The following is an 18,296-nucleotide window of genomic DNA, read 5'->3' on the forward strand; positions in this document are numbered from 1 at the left end:
ATTGATTTCAGCGGCGCGAAATTCCTTGCGGATGAGCGACGCTCATGCATTCTCATCGCCCATGAAAGCCGATAGCGACCGTCCCGCCCCCAAAACCGCCCTGGTCATCCTCAATCCCACCGCCGGTTCCGCCAAGGGCGAGCGTCTTGCCAAGGCGCTGGCCGTCCTGGCCGAAGGTGACTGCCGCGTCGAGATCCGTCCGACCGGCGCGCGCGGCGACGCGGAGACCTTCGCCCGGCAGGCAGCGGGCCTGGGCGAGTTCCGGGCCGTGATCGCGGCAGGCGGCGACGGCACGATCAACGAGGTTGTGAACGGCCTAGCGGGATCGAGCATGCCTCTGGGTCTGCTGCCTATGGGGACCGCCAATGTCCTGGCGTCCGAATTGGGCATCGCCGACCCGCAGGCCGCCGCCAAGGCCATCGTCAACGGCAAGACCCGCACCATTCATCTGGGTCGCTGCGGCGGGCGCTATTTCACCATGATGGCGGGTGTCGGCTTTGATGCCCGTGTGGTCGCCGGTATCCGCACGGCCGAGAAGCGGCGCCTGGGCAAGCTTGCCTATGTGCTGCAGTCGGGCCGCGAACTCTTCGCCCGCCCCTCCCCTCGGCTGGAAGTCATGCTGGATGGCACGGCGGAGATTGCCTCGTCGGTCATCATCGCCAACGGTCATTATTACGCCGGACGCTACGTGGTGGCGCCCGAAGCGTCCCTCAATCGACCCGAGCTGATCGCCTGCCGTTTCACGCGCGGCGACAAGTTCGGCATCCTGCGCGCGGCAGCTTTCCTTGGCATGGGCATTATGCCCCATCTGCCGGATCTTTCCCGCAAGCCGGTCAGCCGGATCGAGCTGAACGAGCCTGCAGGTGAGCCGGTACAAGCCGATGGCGATATCGTTGCGCATATCCCTTGCGTGATCGAAGCCGGGGTCGCGACGGTGACGGTGCTGGCTTAGGGACCGGCACCAACAGTTTTTATACGCCCCTCAAGGTAGAATTTTATATAACTGTGACATCCTATGATTTCACGGGGCGCCGAAATGTCGGACGAATCTGCTGCTGTACGCAACTGCTTGCTCTCCTTGCCCGATATCGCTGCCTGGCAGATCGAAGAACTTCCAACTCCGCAGCTCCTGGCCACATTGCCTGCCATCCAGCGCGGCGCCGTCTGGGCGCCGCGCCAGACAGAGGCCCTCTGGGATAGTATACTGCGAGGGTTTCCCGTCGGCTCGCTGCTATCCGTAGCGTTCGATTCCGATCGGGGTGACCGTGCCTTGGCCTATGGCCGGGGTGCTGCGAAAGCGTCCCGCCATGTTCATCTGCTGGACGGGCAGCAGCGCGCCAATGCCATCGCCCTGGGTTTTCTCGACGTCTGGAAACCCGCTTCTGGAAAGTCTGGGCAATCGCCGCGTGCCGCGCTCTGGGTCGATCTTTCCCCGGGGGAGATCGGTAGTGATAATGAATTCCTTTTCCGGCTCTGCACTGCCTGGCATCCCTGGGGGTATCGCCGGAACGGTGAAAGTCTCGGCATTGCGGACCGGCGGCGCGCGATCGATGCCTTTAGAACCCGAAACAGACTGTCACCGGACGACGTGCGGCTGGCAGCCGGTCGGGTAGATGTCAGTCTTACTTGGCCGCTGGAGGCCAACGCTCCGGTTCCGGTCGCCTTCCTGATTGACGCATTGCGCGCCAAGGGTGATCCCTGGACATCCCTCCAAGCAGCAATGGCTCGCTTGCCCTATTGGGACGAGGACGAAAAGTGGATGCTGAATGTGCGGACGATGCTGACCAATCGGAAGGATGAACTGCAGCATCTGGCCGACAGGATGCGCCATGCCGTCGGCCTTACGGATCCCTGTTCCTACCGTATTCCAATCCTCGATACGACCGGGATGACGAGGCCGGCCGGGACCGGCAAGACCGATCCCATCGAGACAATGTTCATCCGGGTGAACAGCGGTGGCACCGCCCTGGTGGGGGAGGAGCTGAATTACTCCATCCTCAAATCGATCAACCCGTTTTTTGAGGGTCTTGTCGATGATCTGTCGTTGCGCCTCACGACCCCGGCCCGGCTTGTCGCTCTTATGACGCGGGTAATACTGGCGCGAGATCTCAAGGAGCAGATGCCACAAACTCCTCCAGCCCGCCAGTTTCGCAGTTTTTTTCAGGATAAGGGCTCAAGCTTCGGAGCAGATTTCTCCAAGGCGCTAATGGAGGAAAGCCGGCCCATGAAGCGCCTGTTCGATGCTGCTTGCGATCTGCTGATTGCCCCCGACGACGCCGACGAGAGCGACAAGCGGCTATCGCGGGACCAGGCGGCCGAGATCTTCCGCAATTCGCCCGATGTGGCGCTGCTACTGCTGGTCTGGCTGGAGCGATATCTCGAGCAGGCACGCATGCAGGACCTGACGGATAATCAGCGTCAGCGGTTGCTCGGCATTGTCACCGGAGTCGCGTGGTTCGCCACAGATAAGGCGAGGTGCGTCAAACTGCTTTGGCCCCGTCTGGCGGATCCTTTGAAGTTTCTGCGCGGCAAACCGCTGACCGCCTGTTTCCGCAACGCCCCGGACAAGTGGGATGTGCCGCCGATGTTCGCCCTTTTCGAACCTGCGACGGTTCGCGCGGCGGTGGAGGCGGGGTTGAACCTGCGTGACGGCGGGGACGACTGGTGGGACCGGAAAATGGTCAACCTCAGCCGGGGCGCCAGCGGGCGCTGGGATGCCGTCATCAATTGGGCAGAGCAGTCAGCGGGCTGTCAGGGCAAGGATGCCGCCCAGGCGATGTGGTCCGCCTTTCTGGATCACCTCTGGTCGCAGCGCGGGCTGGTCTATTATGCCCAGCGCCGGTGGCTGACCCGCTGGTTTGCCTTTTTCGACCGCACGTCGGTCCATGCCATCGAGGAAACCGACGTTCCCTGGGACGTCGACCACATCCATCCCCTGAAATATGTTAAGCGGCAGAAGGCAGTCGCGGCCGTCAAGGAAATGCAGAATTGCATTGGCAACCTGCGCGTCTGGCCAATGGAGCTCAACCGCCAGGACGGGGAAACCCACGCGGTGATAAAGCTCGACTTCAACGGAGAGAGAGACTGGCCGGACAGGTTCAACGTCAGATCGACAGCAGATATCCTGGCGGCGAGTAGCGTTTCAGAAGAAGAGCGGGATTTCTGGGATCAGGCCTATCCCGGTCCAACCGCGCCTGTCGGTTACCTCGGTCAGGCCAAATACAGCGGCTATGAAAAGCCGCTGCTGAGGGCCATCTGCACCCGCTGGATCCGGCTTTATGAGGAATGGTACGACGGCCTGAAAATCGGCGTCCTTTAGACGCGGGTTGTCCTGATCGGTTTTTCAACCAGCCTTACGAACTGCTTGCAACACAAAGAAAACCCGCCCGGCTTATCGCTCGGCGGGTTCTTTTATTGCGTAAAAGCGGAATACGGATAGCGATTCGACCCCTTGACACAAATCGGCAAGGGGCGCAGGCTCATCGTAATAACAGAGTATATTCCGGTGTAACGGAATAAAGCAAGTAGAATTCTTGCAACGGCCTCAAGTAGCGCGATGCGCGGTAGGCCAACGTTAAGACCACGGCCTCAAGCAGGGCGAAGCCCGGTGGGCCAACGGGAAGGGGTCAGGGATGGTTGAAGCGAAGCGATCACGCGTCAGCGGTATCGACCGGGCGTTTCAGGTGCTCGATTTCCTCACCGAGAAGGGCGAGGCCTCGACGGCCTATGACATCGCCAAGGCGGTCGGCGCGCCGACGTCCACGATCTATGAAATCATCGACACGCTCTGCGCCAAGGGCATCCTGCAGCGCCGGGGTGACCGGGGGCAGGTGTTCTTGGGCGCCAAGCTGCATTTCTATGGGCTCGGGTATGTCAAGGACACCAATCAGGCGGCTGTTTTCCAGCGTGCCATGGAGGATCTGGCCCGCGACACCGGCGAAACCGTGCAGATCTGCGGGCGCGACGACGACAAGATGGTCGTGCTGATGATGGAGGAAGGCTCCGGCCACTTCCATGTCTCCTCCCGCGTCGGCAGCCGGGTTCCCTGGAACTGGACCGCATCCGGCCGTCTGCTGGTGGCGGGTCTGCCGGACGCCCAACGCGCCGACCTCTGCGCCCGCGCCGTGCCCTCGCCCACCGGCCGGGCGGAAATCGATCCGGCCAAACTGGCCGATTCCTGCAAAAGCGCCTGGGAGCAGGGCCTGTCGGTCCAGGTTTCCGAAAGCGACTATGCGGTCGCCTGCATCGCAGCCCCGATCCGCAACGACCAGGGCGAGTGCGTGGCGACCATCTCGCTGGTGGTGCCGGACAGCCGGGCCAGCGATCCGGCCCATGACTTCACGAACAAGGCGCGGGTTGCCGCCAAACAGATCGAGGTCGCGCTGGGATGGCGCAGGCCTTCTGCGGGTTCGCTCGCAGCCGAATAACAAACAATCCACCAAAATCTAAAAACAAGGGGATGGGGCTTATGAAGACACGTATTGGAGTTGCGCTTCTGGCGACCCTGCTGCTCGGCGTTTCGCCGATGGCAATGGCGCAGAAGGCTGGCGGGGCCATCGATGTGGCAACCATCGGCGAGCCGCCGACACTCGATCCGATGACCAGCACGGCCGATCTGGTCGGTATCATCACCCAGCATTTCTTCGAGACGCTTTATACCTTCGGTGAAGGCTGGAAGATCGTCCCGCTGCTGGCTGCCGAGCAGCCCAAGATCTCGGCCGACGGCAAAGAATATGTCATCCCCCTGCGCCAGGGCGTGAAGTTCCACGACGGATCGACCATGACCCCCGCCGATGTGGTCGCCAGCCTCAAGCGCTGGACCGAGGTTGCGGTGCGTGGCAAGCAGGCGAACGAACAGATCGCGTCCATTGAAGCCGGCGATAATTCGGTCAAGATCACTCTGAAGCAGCCCTTCGCGCCGCTGCTTGCCCTGCTGTCGCTGAACAATAGCGCCGCTGTGGTCATGCCCGCCTCCAAAGCCACCGCCCAGCTGACGGAGTTCGTCGGCACCGGCCCCTATAAATTCAAGGAGCGCCAGCCCGACCGCTATATCCTGGTCGAGAAGTTCGCCGATTATTCGGCCCGCGCCGACAATGCAGCCTTCTACGGCGGCAAGCGCACAGCCTATGTGAACGAAATCCGCTTCGTGCCGGTGCCGAACGCCAATACCCGCATCGAAGGCGCACTGGCCGGTCAATATACCTATGCCGACAGCCTGCCGGTCGAGGCCTATGACCGCTTCAAGGGTCAGGCGAAGTCCGAAGGCATGCTGGTGAAGCCCTTCGGCTGGCCGGTCATGTTCTTCAATACCAAGGAAGGTGCGCTCGCCAAGGAAGGCGTCCGCCGCGCCCTGGTCGAAGGCATCAGCTATTCCGACATGCTGGAAGCTGCCTTCGGGTCCAAGGATTTCTACGAACCCGATGGCTCGCTCTATCCCAAGGGCTATGCCTTCCATTCGGCCGAAGGCATCGGCAGCTACACGGTTGCCGATCCGGCCAAGGCCAAGGCAGCGGCCAAGGCTGCGGGCTATGACGGCAAGCCGGTGCGCATCCTGACCTCGATGCAGTATGAGTTCCATTACAAGATGGCGCAGGTTGCCGCCGAATACATGAAGCAGTCCGGCTTTGCCGTCGACATGCAGGTGGTGGATTGGGCGACCCTGACCCAGCGTCGTAACGATCCGGCGCTCTGGGACATCTACTTCACCCACAGCCCGTTCCTGCCGGAACCCGCGCTGAATTCCATGATGAACAATAATGCGCCGGGCTGGTGGGCAACCCCGGAAAAGGACGCGCTGGTCAAGCAGATCAACACCGAAGCGGACAGCGACAAGCGCGCCAAGCTGATGGTCGATTTCCAGAAGCTGGTCTACCAGCAGGTTCCGATCCAGAAGGTCGGCAACTTCAATGCGGTTGCCGGCAAGTCCAAGTCCCTAAAGGGCGTGACGCCCGCCCCCTGGCCGTTCTTCTGGAACACCTGGGTCGAGTAGTCCAACCCCTGTTGTCATCCCGGACTTGATCCGGGATCCGGCCGCCAGTTGTTGCCGCCCTCCGACGCATGAGGATGGCCACACGGTACGGCCGGATCCCGGCTCGGGGGCCGGGATGACAAAACGCTAAAGAAAAAACTTCGGAACGGGTTCCTAGATGCTCTCCTACGTCCTCAGGCGCCTTAGCGGCATGCTTGTGGTGATGGCTGTCGTCGCGACGATGGTCTTCATCATCGTGCGTGTCGTGCCCGGCGATCCCGCCGCGATCATGCTGGGGCCCGATGCGACGGGTGCCGATGTGGCCGCCCTGCGCCTGAAGCTGGGCCTCGACGAGCCCTTGCTGGTGCAATTCGGCCAGTTCCTGTTCGATCTGGTGCGCGGCGACCTCGGCCGCTCCATCTTCCTCGACCGTCCGGTGACCCAGGCCCTGGCGGAGCGGGCGGAACCCACCCTACTGCTAACCCTCATGTCGATCCTGGTGGCGGTTGCCATCGGCGTTCCGGCGGGCGTGATCTCCGCGGTCAACCGGGGGCGTTTCCTCGATCAGGCAACCTCCAGCCTTGCGATGCTGGCGGCCAGCATGCCCAGCTTCTGGCTGGGGCTGCTGTTCATCCAGATTTTCGCGGTCAAGCTTGGCTGGTTTCCCGTGGCGGGCTATGGGCCACCGGGGGCGAGTTTCCTGGAGCGCGCAGGCCATCTGGTGCTGCCCGCCATCGTGCTGGGCCTGATCTCCTCCGCCCTCATCACCCGCTTTACCCGTGCCTCGATGCTCGATGTGTTGGGCGAAGACTATGTACGCACCGGCCGCGCCAAAGGCCTGGGCGAGGGGGTCGTGATCCTGAAGCATGCCTTCCGCAATGCGCTGATCCCGATCCTGACCGTCGTCGGCCTGACCATGGCGCTGCTGCTGGGCGGCGCTGTGGTGACCGAGACGATGTTCGGACTGCCCGGCGTCGGCAACCTCGTGGTTTCGGCGGTGCTGCGCCGCGACTATCCGGTGATCCAGGGCGCGCTGATCGTCATCGCCGGCGTCTATGTTCTCGTCAATCTTCTGATCGATCTGGCCTATCTGCTGGTCGATCCGCGTGTGAGGTACTAGGCGATGGCCGGTGCATCCGCCCCCTCAGCTTCGGCCCTGTCCAAGGGTCGTATCTGGCAGATCCTCTGGCGGCGCAAGGCGGCCCTGTTGGGCCTGACGCTGCTGGTGATCATGATCCTGGCCGCCCTCTTCGCGCCCTGGGTTGCGACCCATAAGCCCGACGCCATGCGCATCGCCCAGCGCCTGAAGCCCCCCAGCGGGATCAATTTCTTCGGCACCGACGAGTTCGGCCGGGATCTTTTCAGCCGGGTCGTCTATGGCGGACGAATTTCGCTGACTGTCGGCTTTCTGACGGTGTGTATATCCTGCGTATTGGGCGTGACGCTTGGCATTCTGGCCGGTTTTTTCAAGCGCCTCGATACAGGTCTGACCCGGATCATCGACGCCATGATGTCCTTCCCCGATATCCTGCTGGCCATCGCCCTGGTGGCGGTTCTGGGGCCGTCGTTGGTGAATGTCGTGACGGCGCTGGGCATCGTCTATACGCCGCGCGTCGCCCGTGTCGTCCGCGCCTCGACCCTCGTCATCCGCGAGCTGCCGTTTGTCGAAGCAGCCCGGGCGCTGGGTACGCCCACCTGGCGGATCCTCGGGACCCATGTGCTGTGCAACCTCACCTCGCCGATCATGGTGCAGGCGACCTTCATCTTCGCCTACGCGATCCTGGCCGAAGCGGGTCTGTCTTTCCTGGGGGTCGGCGTTTCGCCGGAAATCCCGACCTGGGGGACCATCATTTCGACCGGTCAGCAATATGCGGGCAAGGCCGACTGGATCATGATTTTCCCGGGCATCGCCATCGTGACCGCCGTTTTCTCCCTCCAGATGCTGGGAGACGCGCTGCGCGACATGCTCGATCCCAAGCTGCGTAAGGACCTTTAGTCATGAGCGCCCTTCTTATCCGCAATGCCAAACCCATCGGCTTTGCAGCGGCCCCGCAGAGTGCGGACATCCTGATCGGCGGCGATGGCAAGATTGCCCAGGTCGGCAACGGCATCAGTGCTTCGGGCGCGCAGGAGCTTGATCTCAAAGGCGCCTATCTCTCGCCCGGCTGGGTCGATCTGCACACCCATGTCTATTATGGCGCCACCGACATCTCGGTCCGTACGCGGGAGATCGGGGCGGAGACCGGCGTCACCACGCTGGTTGATGCGGGATCTGCGGGCGAGGCGAACTTCGTCGGCTTCCGCGAATATGTGGCGGAACCGGCGCGCGAAGAGATCTTTGCGATCCTCAATCTCGGCTCCATCGGCCTTGTCGCCTGTAACCGGGTGTCCGAGCTCCAGGACCATCGCAGCATCGACGTTGACCGCACGCTGGCCTGTATCGAGGCCAACCGCGATATCATCAAGGGCCTGAAGGTGCGGGCGAGCGGCGTCATCGTCGGCTCCTGGGGCATCACGCCGGTCAAGATCGGCAAGAAACTCGCGAAACTCACCGGCCTGCCGCTGATGGTGCATGTGGGCGAGGTGCCGCCCCTGCCCGAAGAAGTGTTCGAGATCCTGACCCCCGGCGACATCATCACCCACTGCTTCCACGGCAAACGCGGCGGCAACCTGATGGAGGACGAGGAACTCTTCCAATGGGCCGAACGTCTGGCGGACCAGGGCGTGGTGCTGGATATCGGCCATGGCGCCGCCTCCTTCTCCTATGAAGTCGGCATGGCGGGGCTGAAGCGCGGCTTGTTGCCAACCACGATTTCCTCCGATCTGCATAACCGCAATATCAACGGCCCGGTCTGGGATCTGTCGCTGGTCATGTCCAAGATGCTGGCCCTGGGCATGCCTCTGGATGCCGTCATCACCGCCGTCACCGGCAATGCCCGCAAGGCGATCCGCGTTCCGCACGAGGGGTTCTTGAGTGTCGGATCCAAGGCGATGCTGACCGCCTTCACGCTGGAAGACTGCGACCTGTCGCTGCCGGACGCCATGAAGGTGCCGCTGACCCTGAAGCAGCGCTTCGCGCCCAAACACGTCATCCTCGGGAATACCGCCATCACGGCGGCATCCAGAAAGGCATAAGCATGCTGGCGGATGATGAAATCCTGAAAATCGACGGGCTGAAGACCTACTTCAGCGCCGGGTCGCGCGACATCAAGGCCATCGACGGCGTCAATCTGACCGTGAAGCGGGGCGAGACGCTGGCGGTGGTGGGGGAAAGCGGATCGGGCAAGTCGGTCACCAGCCTGTCCGTCATGCGGCTGATCCCAACGCCGCCGGGCCGCATCGCGGGGGGACAGATCCTGTTCCGCCAGCGCTCGGGCGAGGTGGTGGATCTGGCGACCCTGCCCATCGACAGGATGCGCGCCATCCGGGGGCGGGAGATTTCGATGATCTTCCAGGAACCAATGAGCAGCCTCAACCCGGTCTTCACCGTGGGCGACCAGATTGCCGAGGCGGTGATGCTGCATGAGGGCAAAAGCAAGTCGGACGCTTTTGCCGTCGCCAAGCAGATGCTGGAACTGGTGGAAATTCCGGAAGCCGGTCGGCGCGTCCATGAATATCCCCACCAGATGTCGGGCGGCATGCGGCAGCGCGTGATGATCGCCCTGGCCTTGGCCTGCCGTCCCTCCCTGCTGATCGCGGACGAACCCACCACGGCCCTGGATGTCACCATCCAGGCCCAGATCCTGGATCTGATGCGCAAGCTGCAGCGGGAACTGGGCATGAGCGTGCTGTTCATCACCCATAACCTGGGCGTGGTCGCCGAAGTCGCCCATCGCGTCGCCGTCATGTACGCAGGCCGGGTGGTGGAGGAAGGCGAGTCCAAGGCACTCTTCGCCCGCCCCAGTCATCCCTATACGCGGGGGCTGCTGGCCTGCGTACCGCGCCTGGATCGTCGTCAGCCGCGCAACCGGCGGGGCCGTCTGCCCGCCATTCCCGGATCGATCCCCAATGCCCTCGACCTGCCGCCCGGCTGTGCCTTCGCGCCGCGCTGCGAGCTGGCGGTCGATAGCTGCACGGCCGGTTTACCGGGCCTCGATCCGGTCGGCAGCGACCATCAGGTGCGCTGCTATCGCTGGCAGGAGGTTGCGTGATGCCGCTCGATGAAACCCAAGATCCCGTTCTGCTGCGGGTGCGCGGCCTCACCAAACATTTCGAGACCAAACGCGCCTGGCGCGGGCCCAAACAATATGTGAAGGCGGTGGAGGATATCAGCTTCGATGTGAAGCGCCGCTCCATCGTCGGGCTGGTGGGCGAAAGCGGGTCGGGCAAGACCACGGCGGGCCGCGCACTGCTGCGCTTGATCGAGCCGACAGCGGGCAAGGTTGAGTATGAGGGGACCGATCTACTCGGCCTCTCAAGCGCTGCCATGCTGCCCTACCGCAAGCATCTGCAGATCATCTTCCAGGACCCCTATTCCAGTCTCAATCCCCGCATGACGGTGGAGGAGATTATCGGCGAGGCGCTGCGCACCCACTCCGATCTCTCGAAGTCTGGACGCCGCGACCGGGTGGCCGATCTGCTGACCCGCGTCGGTCTGCGCGCCGAACAGATGAGCCGCTATCCGCACGAGTTTTCGGGTGGCCAGCGTCAACGTATCGGCATCGCCCGCGCCCTGGCGGTCAACCCCAGCTTCATCGTGGCGGATGAAAGCGTCTCGGCCCTCGATGTCTCGGTCCAGGCCCAGGTGCTGAACCTGTTGCAGGATCTGCAGGAGGAACTGGGCCTGACGCTGCTGTTTATCGCCCATGACCTTGCTGTGGTCGATTATCTCTGCGACGAGGTGATCGTGATGTACCTCGGCCGGATCATGGAGATGGGGCCGACGGATACGCTGCTCACCAACCCGCGCCATCCCTATACCCGTGCGCTGCTCAGCGCGGCGCCGATTCCCGATCCGACCCTGGATCGGACACGCATTCTGTTGAAGGCCGATATTCCAAGCCCTATCAACGCCCCTTCGGGCTGCGTCTTCCGCACCCGGTGTCCCCATGCGATCGCCGACTGCGCGGTTGCCGTGCCGCCTCTGACGGAAGTCAGCCCCGGCCATGTCAAAGCCTGCATACGTGAGGATCTGTTTTGAGCGCTTCCGCCAATCTCGCCAAACACGGCATCATCCTGCCGCCGCCCCACGCGCCGATTGCCAATTTCATCGGTTACCGCCGCGTCGGAAACCTCCTCTATATCTCCGGTCAGGGGCCGGTGGAGCCGAACGGCAAGGTGCATTCCGGCAAGGTCGGCGGCACCGTGACGGTGGAAGAGGCCTATCAGCACGCCCGCATCGTCGGCCTCAATATCCTGGCGCTGGTCAATGAAGCGCTGGGGAGCCTCGATAAGGTCGATTATGTCGTGAAGCTGCTGGGCATGGTGAACGGCACGCCGGAATTCGCCGAGCATCCCCAGGTGATCAACGGCTGCTCCGACCTCTTCATCCAGGTCTTTGGTGACGAGGCCGGGCCGCACGCGCGCTCCGCGGTCGGCATGGGGTCGCTGCCGATGCAGATCACCGTCGAGATCGAAGCCATCTTCGCCGTGAAGGAATAACCATGCACGACCCTCGACCGGCGCAGGGCCTGCGCCCGATCATCAATGTCTCCGGCACCATGACCGGGCTTGGCGCCTCCATCGCCGCCCCGCAGGTGGTGGAAGCCATCGCGGCTTTCCTGCCGCAGTTCGTGGAGATCGATGCGCTGCAGAAGCAAGCCAGCAAAGTCATTGCGCGCCTGACGGGCGGCGAGGCGGGCTATGTCACGGCTTCCTGTGCCGCCGGGATCACGCTGGCCATTGCCGGTGCCATGACGCGCGAGGATCTGGCGGCTATCGAGCGGCTGCCGAATACGGCGGGTCTGAAGGACGAAGTGGTCATCCAGATGGGCCATATGGTCCATTACGGCGCCTCCATCGAACAGGGCATCCGACTGTCGGGCGCCAAAGTGGTGACGGTCGGCACCTCCACCTATGCCCAGGAATATCAGCTGGCGGGTGCGATCACGGACAAGACGGCGGCGGCTTTGTTCGTGGTCTCTCACCATGTGGTGGAATACGGCCAGATCGGCCTGAAGGAATTCTGCGACGTCTGCCACGCCAAGGGCGTGCCGGTGATCGTCGATGCCGCGTCGGAATATGATCTGAAGCGCTTCCTGGCCGATGGCGCGGACATTGTCCTCTACAGCGGCCACAAATTCCTCAGCGGCCCGACAGCGGGCATCGTCGCCGGGCGCAAAGATCTGGTGCGCGCCACCTACCTCCAGAACCTTGGCATCGGTCGCGGGATGAAGGTCGGCAAGGAAGGCATGATCGGTGTCATTGCCGCCCTGACTGCCTGGGAAACCCGCGACCATGCGGGCATCAAGGCCAAGGAAGACGGCTACCTCGCCCTCTGGCAGGAGAAGCTGAACGGCTTGCCGGGCGTGACCGCGACGGTGCTGCCCGACCCGACCGAAAATCCGCTGAACCGCCTGAAGGTGCAGATCGACGCGGGCGAGGCGCGTATCACTGCCTGGGACCTGGCCGACATGGTCGCTGCCAACGATCCGCCGCTGATCGTGCGCGATCACGAAGCCGAGCATGGCTACATCTGGCTCGACCCCTGCAACCTGCATCCGGGGCAGGAGGGGTTGGTCGCCGATATCCTGGTGAAGGCCTTTACCGCAGCTCTCCAGCGCAATGATTATCAGCCCACACGAGTTGGCGACAGGCAACGCAAGCGGTTCGAGCGGATGAGGACATGGCCGGATTAAATCTTTCAAGAGCATATGTCGGATCGTGACAAATATATTACTTGAGAAAGCTGTGACTTAGGCAGAGCGTGAGGCGGTAAGTTCTGTCTTAGGAGAGTTGAATGAGCGCGAAGACTTGGTTAATTTCCGCCGGTGTTTTCTTTACCATTTCCGGCGTGGCAATGGCTGCCACGTTTAAGGAATCCTGCATCGCCGGCGGCGGTGGCATGTTCGAGGAAGCGCAGTGCGCCTGCCTCGAAAAGAACACCGACGCGACCGAGAAGAAGGATCTGCAGCGCTATTTCGAGCTGCAGGTGCAGCTGCTGGCGGGCAAGGCTCCGGCCACCCAGGCGACCTCCGATGAACTACAGAAGGGCGGCAAGGTCCTGGAGAAGCATCTCGCGGCCTGCATGGGCTAATTAGTCCGAAGGATCAACCGTTGCCGGGTGCGGGATCGATCGCATCGGCAACGGCATTCTTCCCATCCCTGGGCAAGATCTTCATCGTCAGGATGAAAGCCGACAACACAAGACAGACGCCGTTGGTCACGATCAGCGGCCATTCCAGCAGCAGAATCCCATAAGCCAGCCAGAAGGCGAAACCCGCCACCGTGAAGCTGTAGGTCAGCATGGAGATGGCAGCGGTATCGCGGCTCTTGATGATCTTCCAGGCTTGCGGTGCAAAGCTGACCGTCGAACATAATGTTGCGGCAGCACCGATCAGCGTGACGGGTTCCATGGCGGCATTCCCTGGCCTGTTACCCAAGGTAAATGCCAAGCCCTTCGCCCGGTTCCCAGTCTATCGGCGCGCAGCCTGGATAGTCGCTGACACAGCGGCACCATCGGTGACCGTGTTCTGATATTCGCGATCAAGATCGGTCCCGCCCATGCCCACATGGGGATTGCGATAGACCATGCCGCTCGCCTCGGTCTTCAGGGCGGCAAAATGCAACTCGGTCAAGCCCGTGGCATCGCGCACCTTGGCGATATTTCCGGCATCCAGCTCGCCACATCCCATGATGACGATCCGGCCCTTGGCTTGCTCCACGGCCGCTTTCAGCACCGGCACCCCGTCCACCGCCGTATTGCGCTGGCCGGAGGTCAGCACGCGGTCGATGCCGCAGCGGATCAGGGCTTCCAGCGCCTCTATAGGATCAATGGTCATGTCGAAAGCCCGATGGCAGGTCACGGACATCGGACGCGCGGCATCGACCAGCGCCGCCATGCGGTCTTCATCGATGCGGCCATCCTCGGTCAGGCAGCCGATCACCACGCCCTTGACGCCCAGGTCTTTCAGCATCGAGACATCGAGCAGCATCCCCAGGAATTCGGCTTCGGAATAGAGGAAGTCGCCACCGCGCGGCCGCACGATCACATGGAACGGGATGGTCGCGACCGATAGCGCCGCCGACACTACACCGAAACTGGGGGTGAGGCCGCCTTCCAGCAGGCTGGCGCAAAGCTCGACCCGGTCCGCCCCCGCATTCTGCGCTGCCACCAGCCCGTCGACGCCTTCGACGCAGATTTCGATGGTGACTTGGTTTGACATTATAATGGAAGACTTTGCTGAGGGTTTTCGGGAGGAAGAGATAGCTGCCAACTGCTTTCAACCTCGATTCCTGCATCGCGAGCTAACGGTAGGAGATCACCATCATCCCCATAAATTTTTGAGATTCGCTCAACGATACCTATCGCAATTATTTGACGATCTATTTTTACCTTCTGCCATGGCGCCGCGCTTCCAGACTTCTTTTTTCCCGTGAGCAATGCATCGTTAGTCATAGCTGCGCATTCAATTGCTGCCCGAAGGTCAAATGGTAGAACTCTGAAATTGCGGTTCTGCGTAATGATTCCAACATAAGATGGCCCCGCTACTCCGGCATAGACTAGAACCTCTGCCATCACCGGGGTCGGTATACCAATCGTTTCATGTGCTGCTGCCAAGGTAGCAATCAGATGCTCAACTCGCTCCTTGGCTCGCTCCAACGGAGCCCCTGTCTGCGGATCTTTAGGGACACTGATATCCGGATCCAGCAGTAACAGGAGAAAATTGGCATCAAAGAGGACCATTAGTGCAACCTGTCCTCGCCATCGCGCAACTCGCGGAGCACCTCGAAAGGATCCTCGGCTGCCCGCCAGTCACTTCCCTCGACTCGCCGCAGTTCGGTTACGACTTCCGATAGGGACGTATCATTTAGCACCTCGAATTCAGCGATTGTGAATCTTTCCAAAATCCAACCGCCACCGACTTCTCGCTTCCAGCACCCATTCCCATGAACTCGGATCGTGCGATCAAAAAGATGTCCAGCAATCTTTCGAACGATATCTCGAGTGGTTATGCACTTATACAATCGGCCATTTGGCCCTGTTTCCTGTAAGAGCACTTCAGCCATTTCCTTGGGGCCACCGACTTTGATCGGGATACCGTCAAGGCTTCCGGGCTGGTGAATCAGGCCGTATTCAGCAGGCTTTGGTTTGGTGCGACCAGGGAAAGGGATGACCACATCACCACTATTTTCCGTCAACTCACCAATCGCATTGTCGTTTGCCAACATGCTGTCGAGTTTGCGGAATGCCTTTACGACATCCGCGGCACCTTCTCCGCGCTTTAAGGCGCTCAAACGTGCTTCAACCTTGGGCTGGTCTGCAATATCGATCCGATGAACCAGCTGAACGCTTCCGGCATCTAAGCGCACGAAATGCACACTCTTCTCATGTCCGAGTAGAGCGGCTAATGCCGTCATGTATTCTCCCAGCCGTTCCATCGGGATGGTTTCTGGCTGAAAGACATCGATCCTGAAGCGCAGTTCGTCCAAAACGTCCTCCAACTCGATCTTTATATGTGGGGACTCTCCTCGTCTACCGCCATCAAGCACAACTCTAGCGACAACTCTGTGGGCCAAATTCAGCTGACCGACCAGGGAAGAAGTAGAAACTACTATAAACCACCGCTGTTACCGCTTGCTCGCTTTTCGCGAGAATCACTCAAAACGCGTAATAAACCGGGAATATGCAGTCACTTTAACGTTTAAGGAAATCATTTGACGGAGGTTCAGGACTCATGCAAGCCTTTCTGAAACGTTTAAGAGAGTGGCCGAACAGGCTACCGCCGGAGGAAACCCATGGCTGACCGTCGGCAACCCCGACTGAAGGAGATTGCGTCCGAGGTGGGCTTGTCCATCGCGGCGGTCTCGCGCGCCCTGGGTGGTCATTCCGACATCGCGGCCGAAACCCGTCAGCGGGTGCAGGAAGCCGCCAACCGCCTGGGCTATATCCCCTCCCGCGCTGCCCGCATGCTGGTGTCTGGCCGTACCGACTTCATTGGCATGGTGATGCCGGTACGCGAACAGCCCATGCTCGATGCCTCCCTGTCGGAATTCGTGGCGGGTCTGGGCGAAGGGCTGGCAGACCGGGGGCGCGATCTCTTCATCGCCACCGTCACCCCGCGCCAGGACACGCTGGAGGTGCTGAAGCATATCGTCGATGGTGACCGGGCCGATGCCGTGGTGGTCAACCGCACCCTGCACGATGATCCGCGCATCTCCTTCCTGCTCGACCGGCGCTTTCCCTTTGTCGCCCATGGCCGGGCAGAGGGCGAAACCCGCCCCTTCGCCTGGGTCGACACCGATAGCGAGGCGGGGTTTTCCGAGGCGGTCGATCTGCTGTTCAGCCTGGGCCACCGCCGGTTCGGGCTGCTGACCTCCACCACGCCCTTCAACTTCTCGACCATCCGGCGCCGGGCCATGGAAACAGCCCTGGCTCGCCACGGGTTGACGCTGGACGCCATCGCGGAAACCCCGCTGGGCGATAATCCGGCGGCCGAGACGGCAGCGCTGCACCTGCTGACCGGCAACGACCGGCCGACGGCGATCCTCTGCGTCACCGATGCGCTGGCGCTCTCAGTCCTGGAGGTCGCGCGCAAGACGGGGCTGCGGGTGCCGGACGATCTGTCGGTCATCGGCTTCAACAATATCCCGGTCGCGGCCTATTCCAGCCCCCCGCTCTCGACCTTCGATCAGTCGGTCCGCAAGGCGGCCATGGCGGTCGCCGCCATGACCATCGATCTGCTGGAAGACCGCGAGCCCAAGACCCGCAACCAATTGCTGCCCGTCCGGTTTATCCCGCGGGCCAGTCACGGCCCGGCCCCGGCCGCGCCTCTTCGTCCACCGACTATCAAGTAAGGGCAGCCAAGCCCGCACAAGGAGAGGGAACACTTATGAAATCGAACCGTCTGGCCGGCGTCGTCTCGGCCGTTGCGCTGTCTGTCGCGGCTTTTGCCGCCTCGGGCGCCCATGCTCAGAGCCTGCTATTCTGGTCGACCCAGGCAACGCCGCTCGAAGAAGGTCAGAAGATGCGCGACCTGGTGCTGAAGCCGTTTGGCGCGCCGGTCGAGTTCCAATCCATGGATGCAGGCCCCTTCAATACCCGTATCAAGGCTGAACTCCAGGCCAATAAAGGCACCATCGCCGTCATCGGCGGTCTGCATGGCGAATTCACCGTCTATGAAAAGAACCTCACCGACCTGTCCGACGTCGCCAAGGGTTTGGGCGATGTGAAGGTCAATGAGACTTTTGCCAAGCTCGGCAAGCTCGGCACCGATCAGCAGAAGTATCTGCCCTGGATGCAGGCGACATACCTGATGGCCGCCAACAAGAAGGCGCTGGAGTATCTGCCCGCGGGCGCCGATGTGAACGCCCTGACCTACGATCAGCTGATCGCCTGGGGCAAGACCCTGAAGGAAAAGACCGGCGGCCCGAAGATCGGCATCCCGGCAGGTCCGCGCGGCCTGCTGGCCCGTTTCGTCCAGGGCTATCTCTATCCGTCCTTTACCGATTCGATGGTGACCAAGTTCCGCTCGGCCGAAGCCGAGAAGATGTGGGGCACCATGAAGAGTCTGTGGGCCGAAACCAACCCGGCCTCCACCAGCTATAACTTCATGCAGGAAGCCCTGCTGACCGACGAAGTCTGGGTCGTCTGGGACCATGCCGCCCGTCTGCAGGAAGCCTTCAATACCCGTCCTGACGACTTCATCGCCTTCCCGGCGCCCGCCGGTCCGACTGGCCGTGGCTTCATGCCGGTCATCGCCGGTATCGGTATTCCCTCGACCGCACCGGATCAGGCTGCCGCCAAGAAGCTGGTCGCCCATCTGATGCAGCCCAAGACCCAGATCGAGACCCTGCGCGCCACCGGCTTCTTCCCGGTTGTCGATGTCCAGGTGCCCGATGACGTGCAGCCGTCGGTCAAGATCTCGGCCGCCGCGATCGCCAGGCAGTCGTCGGCCAAGGATGCCAAGCCTGGCCTGCTGCCCGTCGGCCTGGGCGACCAGGGCGGTCAGTTCAACAAGGTCTATACCGACACCTTCCAGCGCATCCTGCTGGCCAACCACCCGATCCGCGAAGTGCTCGACAGCCAGGCAACCCAGCTGAAGGCAATTCTGGAGCGGACCGGCGCCCCCTGCTGGGCCCCGGACAAGCCCTCGACCGGCGCCTGCCCCGTCGAGTAATCGACCGACACTCGACCGGTCGAGTGATTGAAGACGGAGGGGCGGTGCCC

18 protein-coding genes are annotated in these 18,296 nt (G+C 61.9%); 14 read left to right on the forward strand and 4 right to left on the reverse strand.

The window, feature by feature from the left end; all coding sequences use genetic code 11:
• Window positions 1-61: 61 nt before the first annotated feature.
• The 12 genes from ACFSM5_RS20125 (at window position 62) to ACFSM5_RS20180 (ending at window position 13,163) form a co-directional block, all read left to right on the forward strand.
• On the forward strand, window positions 62-952 hold the full coding sequence (locus tag ACFSM5_RS20125; RefSeq protein WP_379878394.1) for a diacylglycerol/lipid kinase family protein: 891 nt from the start codon (window positions 62-64) through the stop codon (window positions 950-952).
• Window positions 953-1,036: 84 nt separating this feature from the next.
• Window positions 1,037-3,319 (forward strand): DUF262 domain-containing protein, encoded by a 2,283-nt coding sequence (locus ACFSM5_RS20130; protein ID WP_379878395.1) that lies wholly within the window; start codon window positions 1,037-1,039, stop codon window positions 3,317-3,319.
• Between the two features lie 313 nt (window positions 3,320-3,632).
• Window positions 3,633-4,427 (forward strand): IclR family transcriptional regulator, encoded by a 795-nt coding sequence (locus ACFSM5_RS20135; protein ID WP_379878396.1) that lies wholly within the window; start codon window positions 3,633-3,635, stop codon window positions 4,425-4,427.
• 41 nt (window positions 4,428-4,468) lie between these two features.
• Complete coding sequence (locus ACFSM5_RS20140; RefSeq protein ID WP_379878397.1) at window positions 4,469-5,989, forward strand: ABC transporter substrate-binding protein; 1,521 nt, start codon at window positions 4,469-4,471, stop codon at window positions 5,987-5,989.
• Window positions 5,990-6,146: 157 nt separating this feature from the next.
• Window positions 6,147-7,088, forward strand: coding sequence for an ABC transporter permease (locus tag ACFSM5_RS20145; protein WP_379878398.1), 942 nt, complete (start codon window positions 6,147-6,149; stop codon window positions 7,086-7,088).
• Between the two features lie 3 nt (window positions 7,089-7,091).
• On the forward strand, window positions 7,092-7,964 hold the full coding sequence (locus ACFSM5_RS20150) for an ABC transporter permease (protein WP_379878399.1): 873 nt from the start codon (window positions 7,092-7,094) through the stop codon (window positions 7,962-7,964).
• A gap of 2 nt (window positions 7,965-7,966) precedes the next feature.
• Window positions 7,967-9,103 carry an amidohydrolase/deacetylase family metallohydrolase gene (locus tag ACFSM5_RS20155; RefSeq protein ID WP_379878400.1) on the forward strand — a complete coding sequence of 379 codons (1,137 nt, stop codon included), beginning with the start codon at window positions 7,967-7,969 and terminating at the stop codon, window positions 9,101-9,103.
• Window positions 9,104-9,105: 2 nt separating this feature from the next.
• Window positions 9,106-10,119, forward strand: a complete 1,014-nt coding sequence (locus tag ACFSM5_RS20160) for an ABC transporter ATP-binding protein (RefSeq protein WP_379878401.1) — start codon at window positions 9,106-9,108, stop codon at window positions 10,117-10,119.
• On the forward strand, window positions 10,119-11,108 hold the full coding sequence (locus ACFSM5_RS20165) for an ABC transporter ATP-binding protein (protein WP_379878402.1): 990 nt from the start codon (window positions 10,119-10,121) through the stop codon (window positions 11,106-11,108). The genes ACFSM5_RS20160 and ACFSM5_RS20165 overlap by 1 nt, the downstream gene beginning before the upstream one ends.
• Window positions 11,105-11,569, forward strand: coding sequence for a RidA family protein (locus tag ACFSM5_RS20170; RefSeq protein ID WP_379878403.1), 465 nt, complete (start codon window positions 11,105-11,107; stop codon window positions 11,567-11,569). The genes ACFSM5_RS20165 and ACFSM5_RS20170 overlap by 4 nt, the downstream gene beginning before the upstream one ends.
• 2 nt (window positions 11,570-11,571) lie before the next feature.
• A complete protein-coding gene (locus tag ACFSM5_RS20175) occupies window positions 11,572-12,765 on the forward strand; it encodes an aminotransferase class V-fold PLP-dependent enzyme (RefSeq protein ID WP_379878404.1) in 1,194 nt (397 codons plus the stop codon).
• A gap of 101 nt (window positions 12,766-12,866) precedes the next feature.
• Window positions 12,867-13,163, forward strand: coding sequence for a hypothetical protein (locus ACFSM5_RS20180; protein ID WP_379878405.1), 297 nt, complete (start codon window positions 12,867-12,869; stop codon window positions 13,161-13,163).
• A gap of 13 nt (window positions 13,164-13,176) precedes the next feature.
• Here ACFSM5_RS20180 and ACFSM5_RS20185 read toward each other — a convergent pair whose 3' ends face one another.
• The 4 genes from ACFSM5_RS20185 to ACFSM5_RS20200 are packed head-to-tail and all read right to left on the reverse strand — an operon-like array spanning window position 13,177 to window position 15,559.
• Entirely contained in the window at window positions 13,177-13,482 is a 306-nt protein-coding gene (locus tag ACFSM5_RS20185; protein ID WP_379878406.1) for a SemiSWEET family sugar transporter, read from the reverse strand.
• Window positions 13,483-13,542: 60 nt separating this feature from the next.
• Window positions 13,543-14,292, reverse strand: coding sequence for a copper homeostasis protein CutC (locus tag ACFSM5_RS20190; RefSeq protein ID WP_379878407.1), 750 nt, complete (start codon window positions 14,290-14,292; stop codon window positions 13,543-13,545).
• On the reverse strand, window positions 14,292-14,813 hold the full coding sequence (locus tag ACFSM5_RS20195; protein WP_379878408.1) for a hypothetical protein: 522 nt from the start codon (window positions 14,811-14,813) through the stop codon (window positions 14,292-14,294). Before ACFSM5_RS20195 ends, ACFSM5_RS20190 begins: the two co-directional genes overlap by 1 nt.
• Window positions 14,813-15,559, reverse strand: a complete 747-nt coding sequence (locus ACFSM5_RS20200) for a hypothetical protein (RefSeq protein ID WP_379878409.1) — start codon at window positions 15,557-15,559, stop codon at window positions 14,813-14,815. Before ACFSM5_RS20200 ends, ACFSM5_RS20195 begins: the two co-directional genes overlap by 1 nt.
• 306 nt (window positions 15,560-15,865) lie before the next feature.
• Between ACFSM5_RS20200 and ACFSM5_RS20205 the strand changes: the two genes are divergently transcribed.
• Window positions 15,866-16,924 (forward strand): LacI family DNA-binding transcriptional regulator, encoded by a 1,059-nt coding sequence (locus tag ACFSM5_RS20205; RefSeq protein ID WP_379878410.1) that lies wholly within the window; start codon window positions 15,866-15,868, stop codon window positions 16,922-16,924.
• A 35-nt stretch (window positions 16,925-16,959) separates the two neighbouring features.
• Window positions 16,960-18,246 (forward strand): ABC transporter substrate-binding protein, encoded by a 1,287-nt coding sequence (locus ACFSM5_RS20210; RefSeq protein ID WP_379878411.1) that lies wholly within the window; start codon window positions 16,960-16,962, stop codon window positions 18,244-18,246.
• Window positions 18,247-18,296: the final 50 nt, after the last annotated feature.

Origin of the sequence: Lacibacterium aquatile (assembly GCF_042683105.1) — a bacterium.
GTDB classification, from domain to species: domain Bacteria; phylum Pseudomonadota; class Alphaproteobacteria; order Elsterales; family Elsteraceae; genus Lacibacterium; species Lacibacterium aquatile.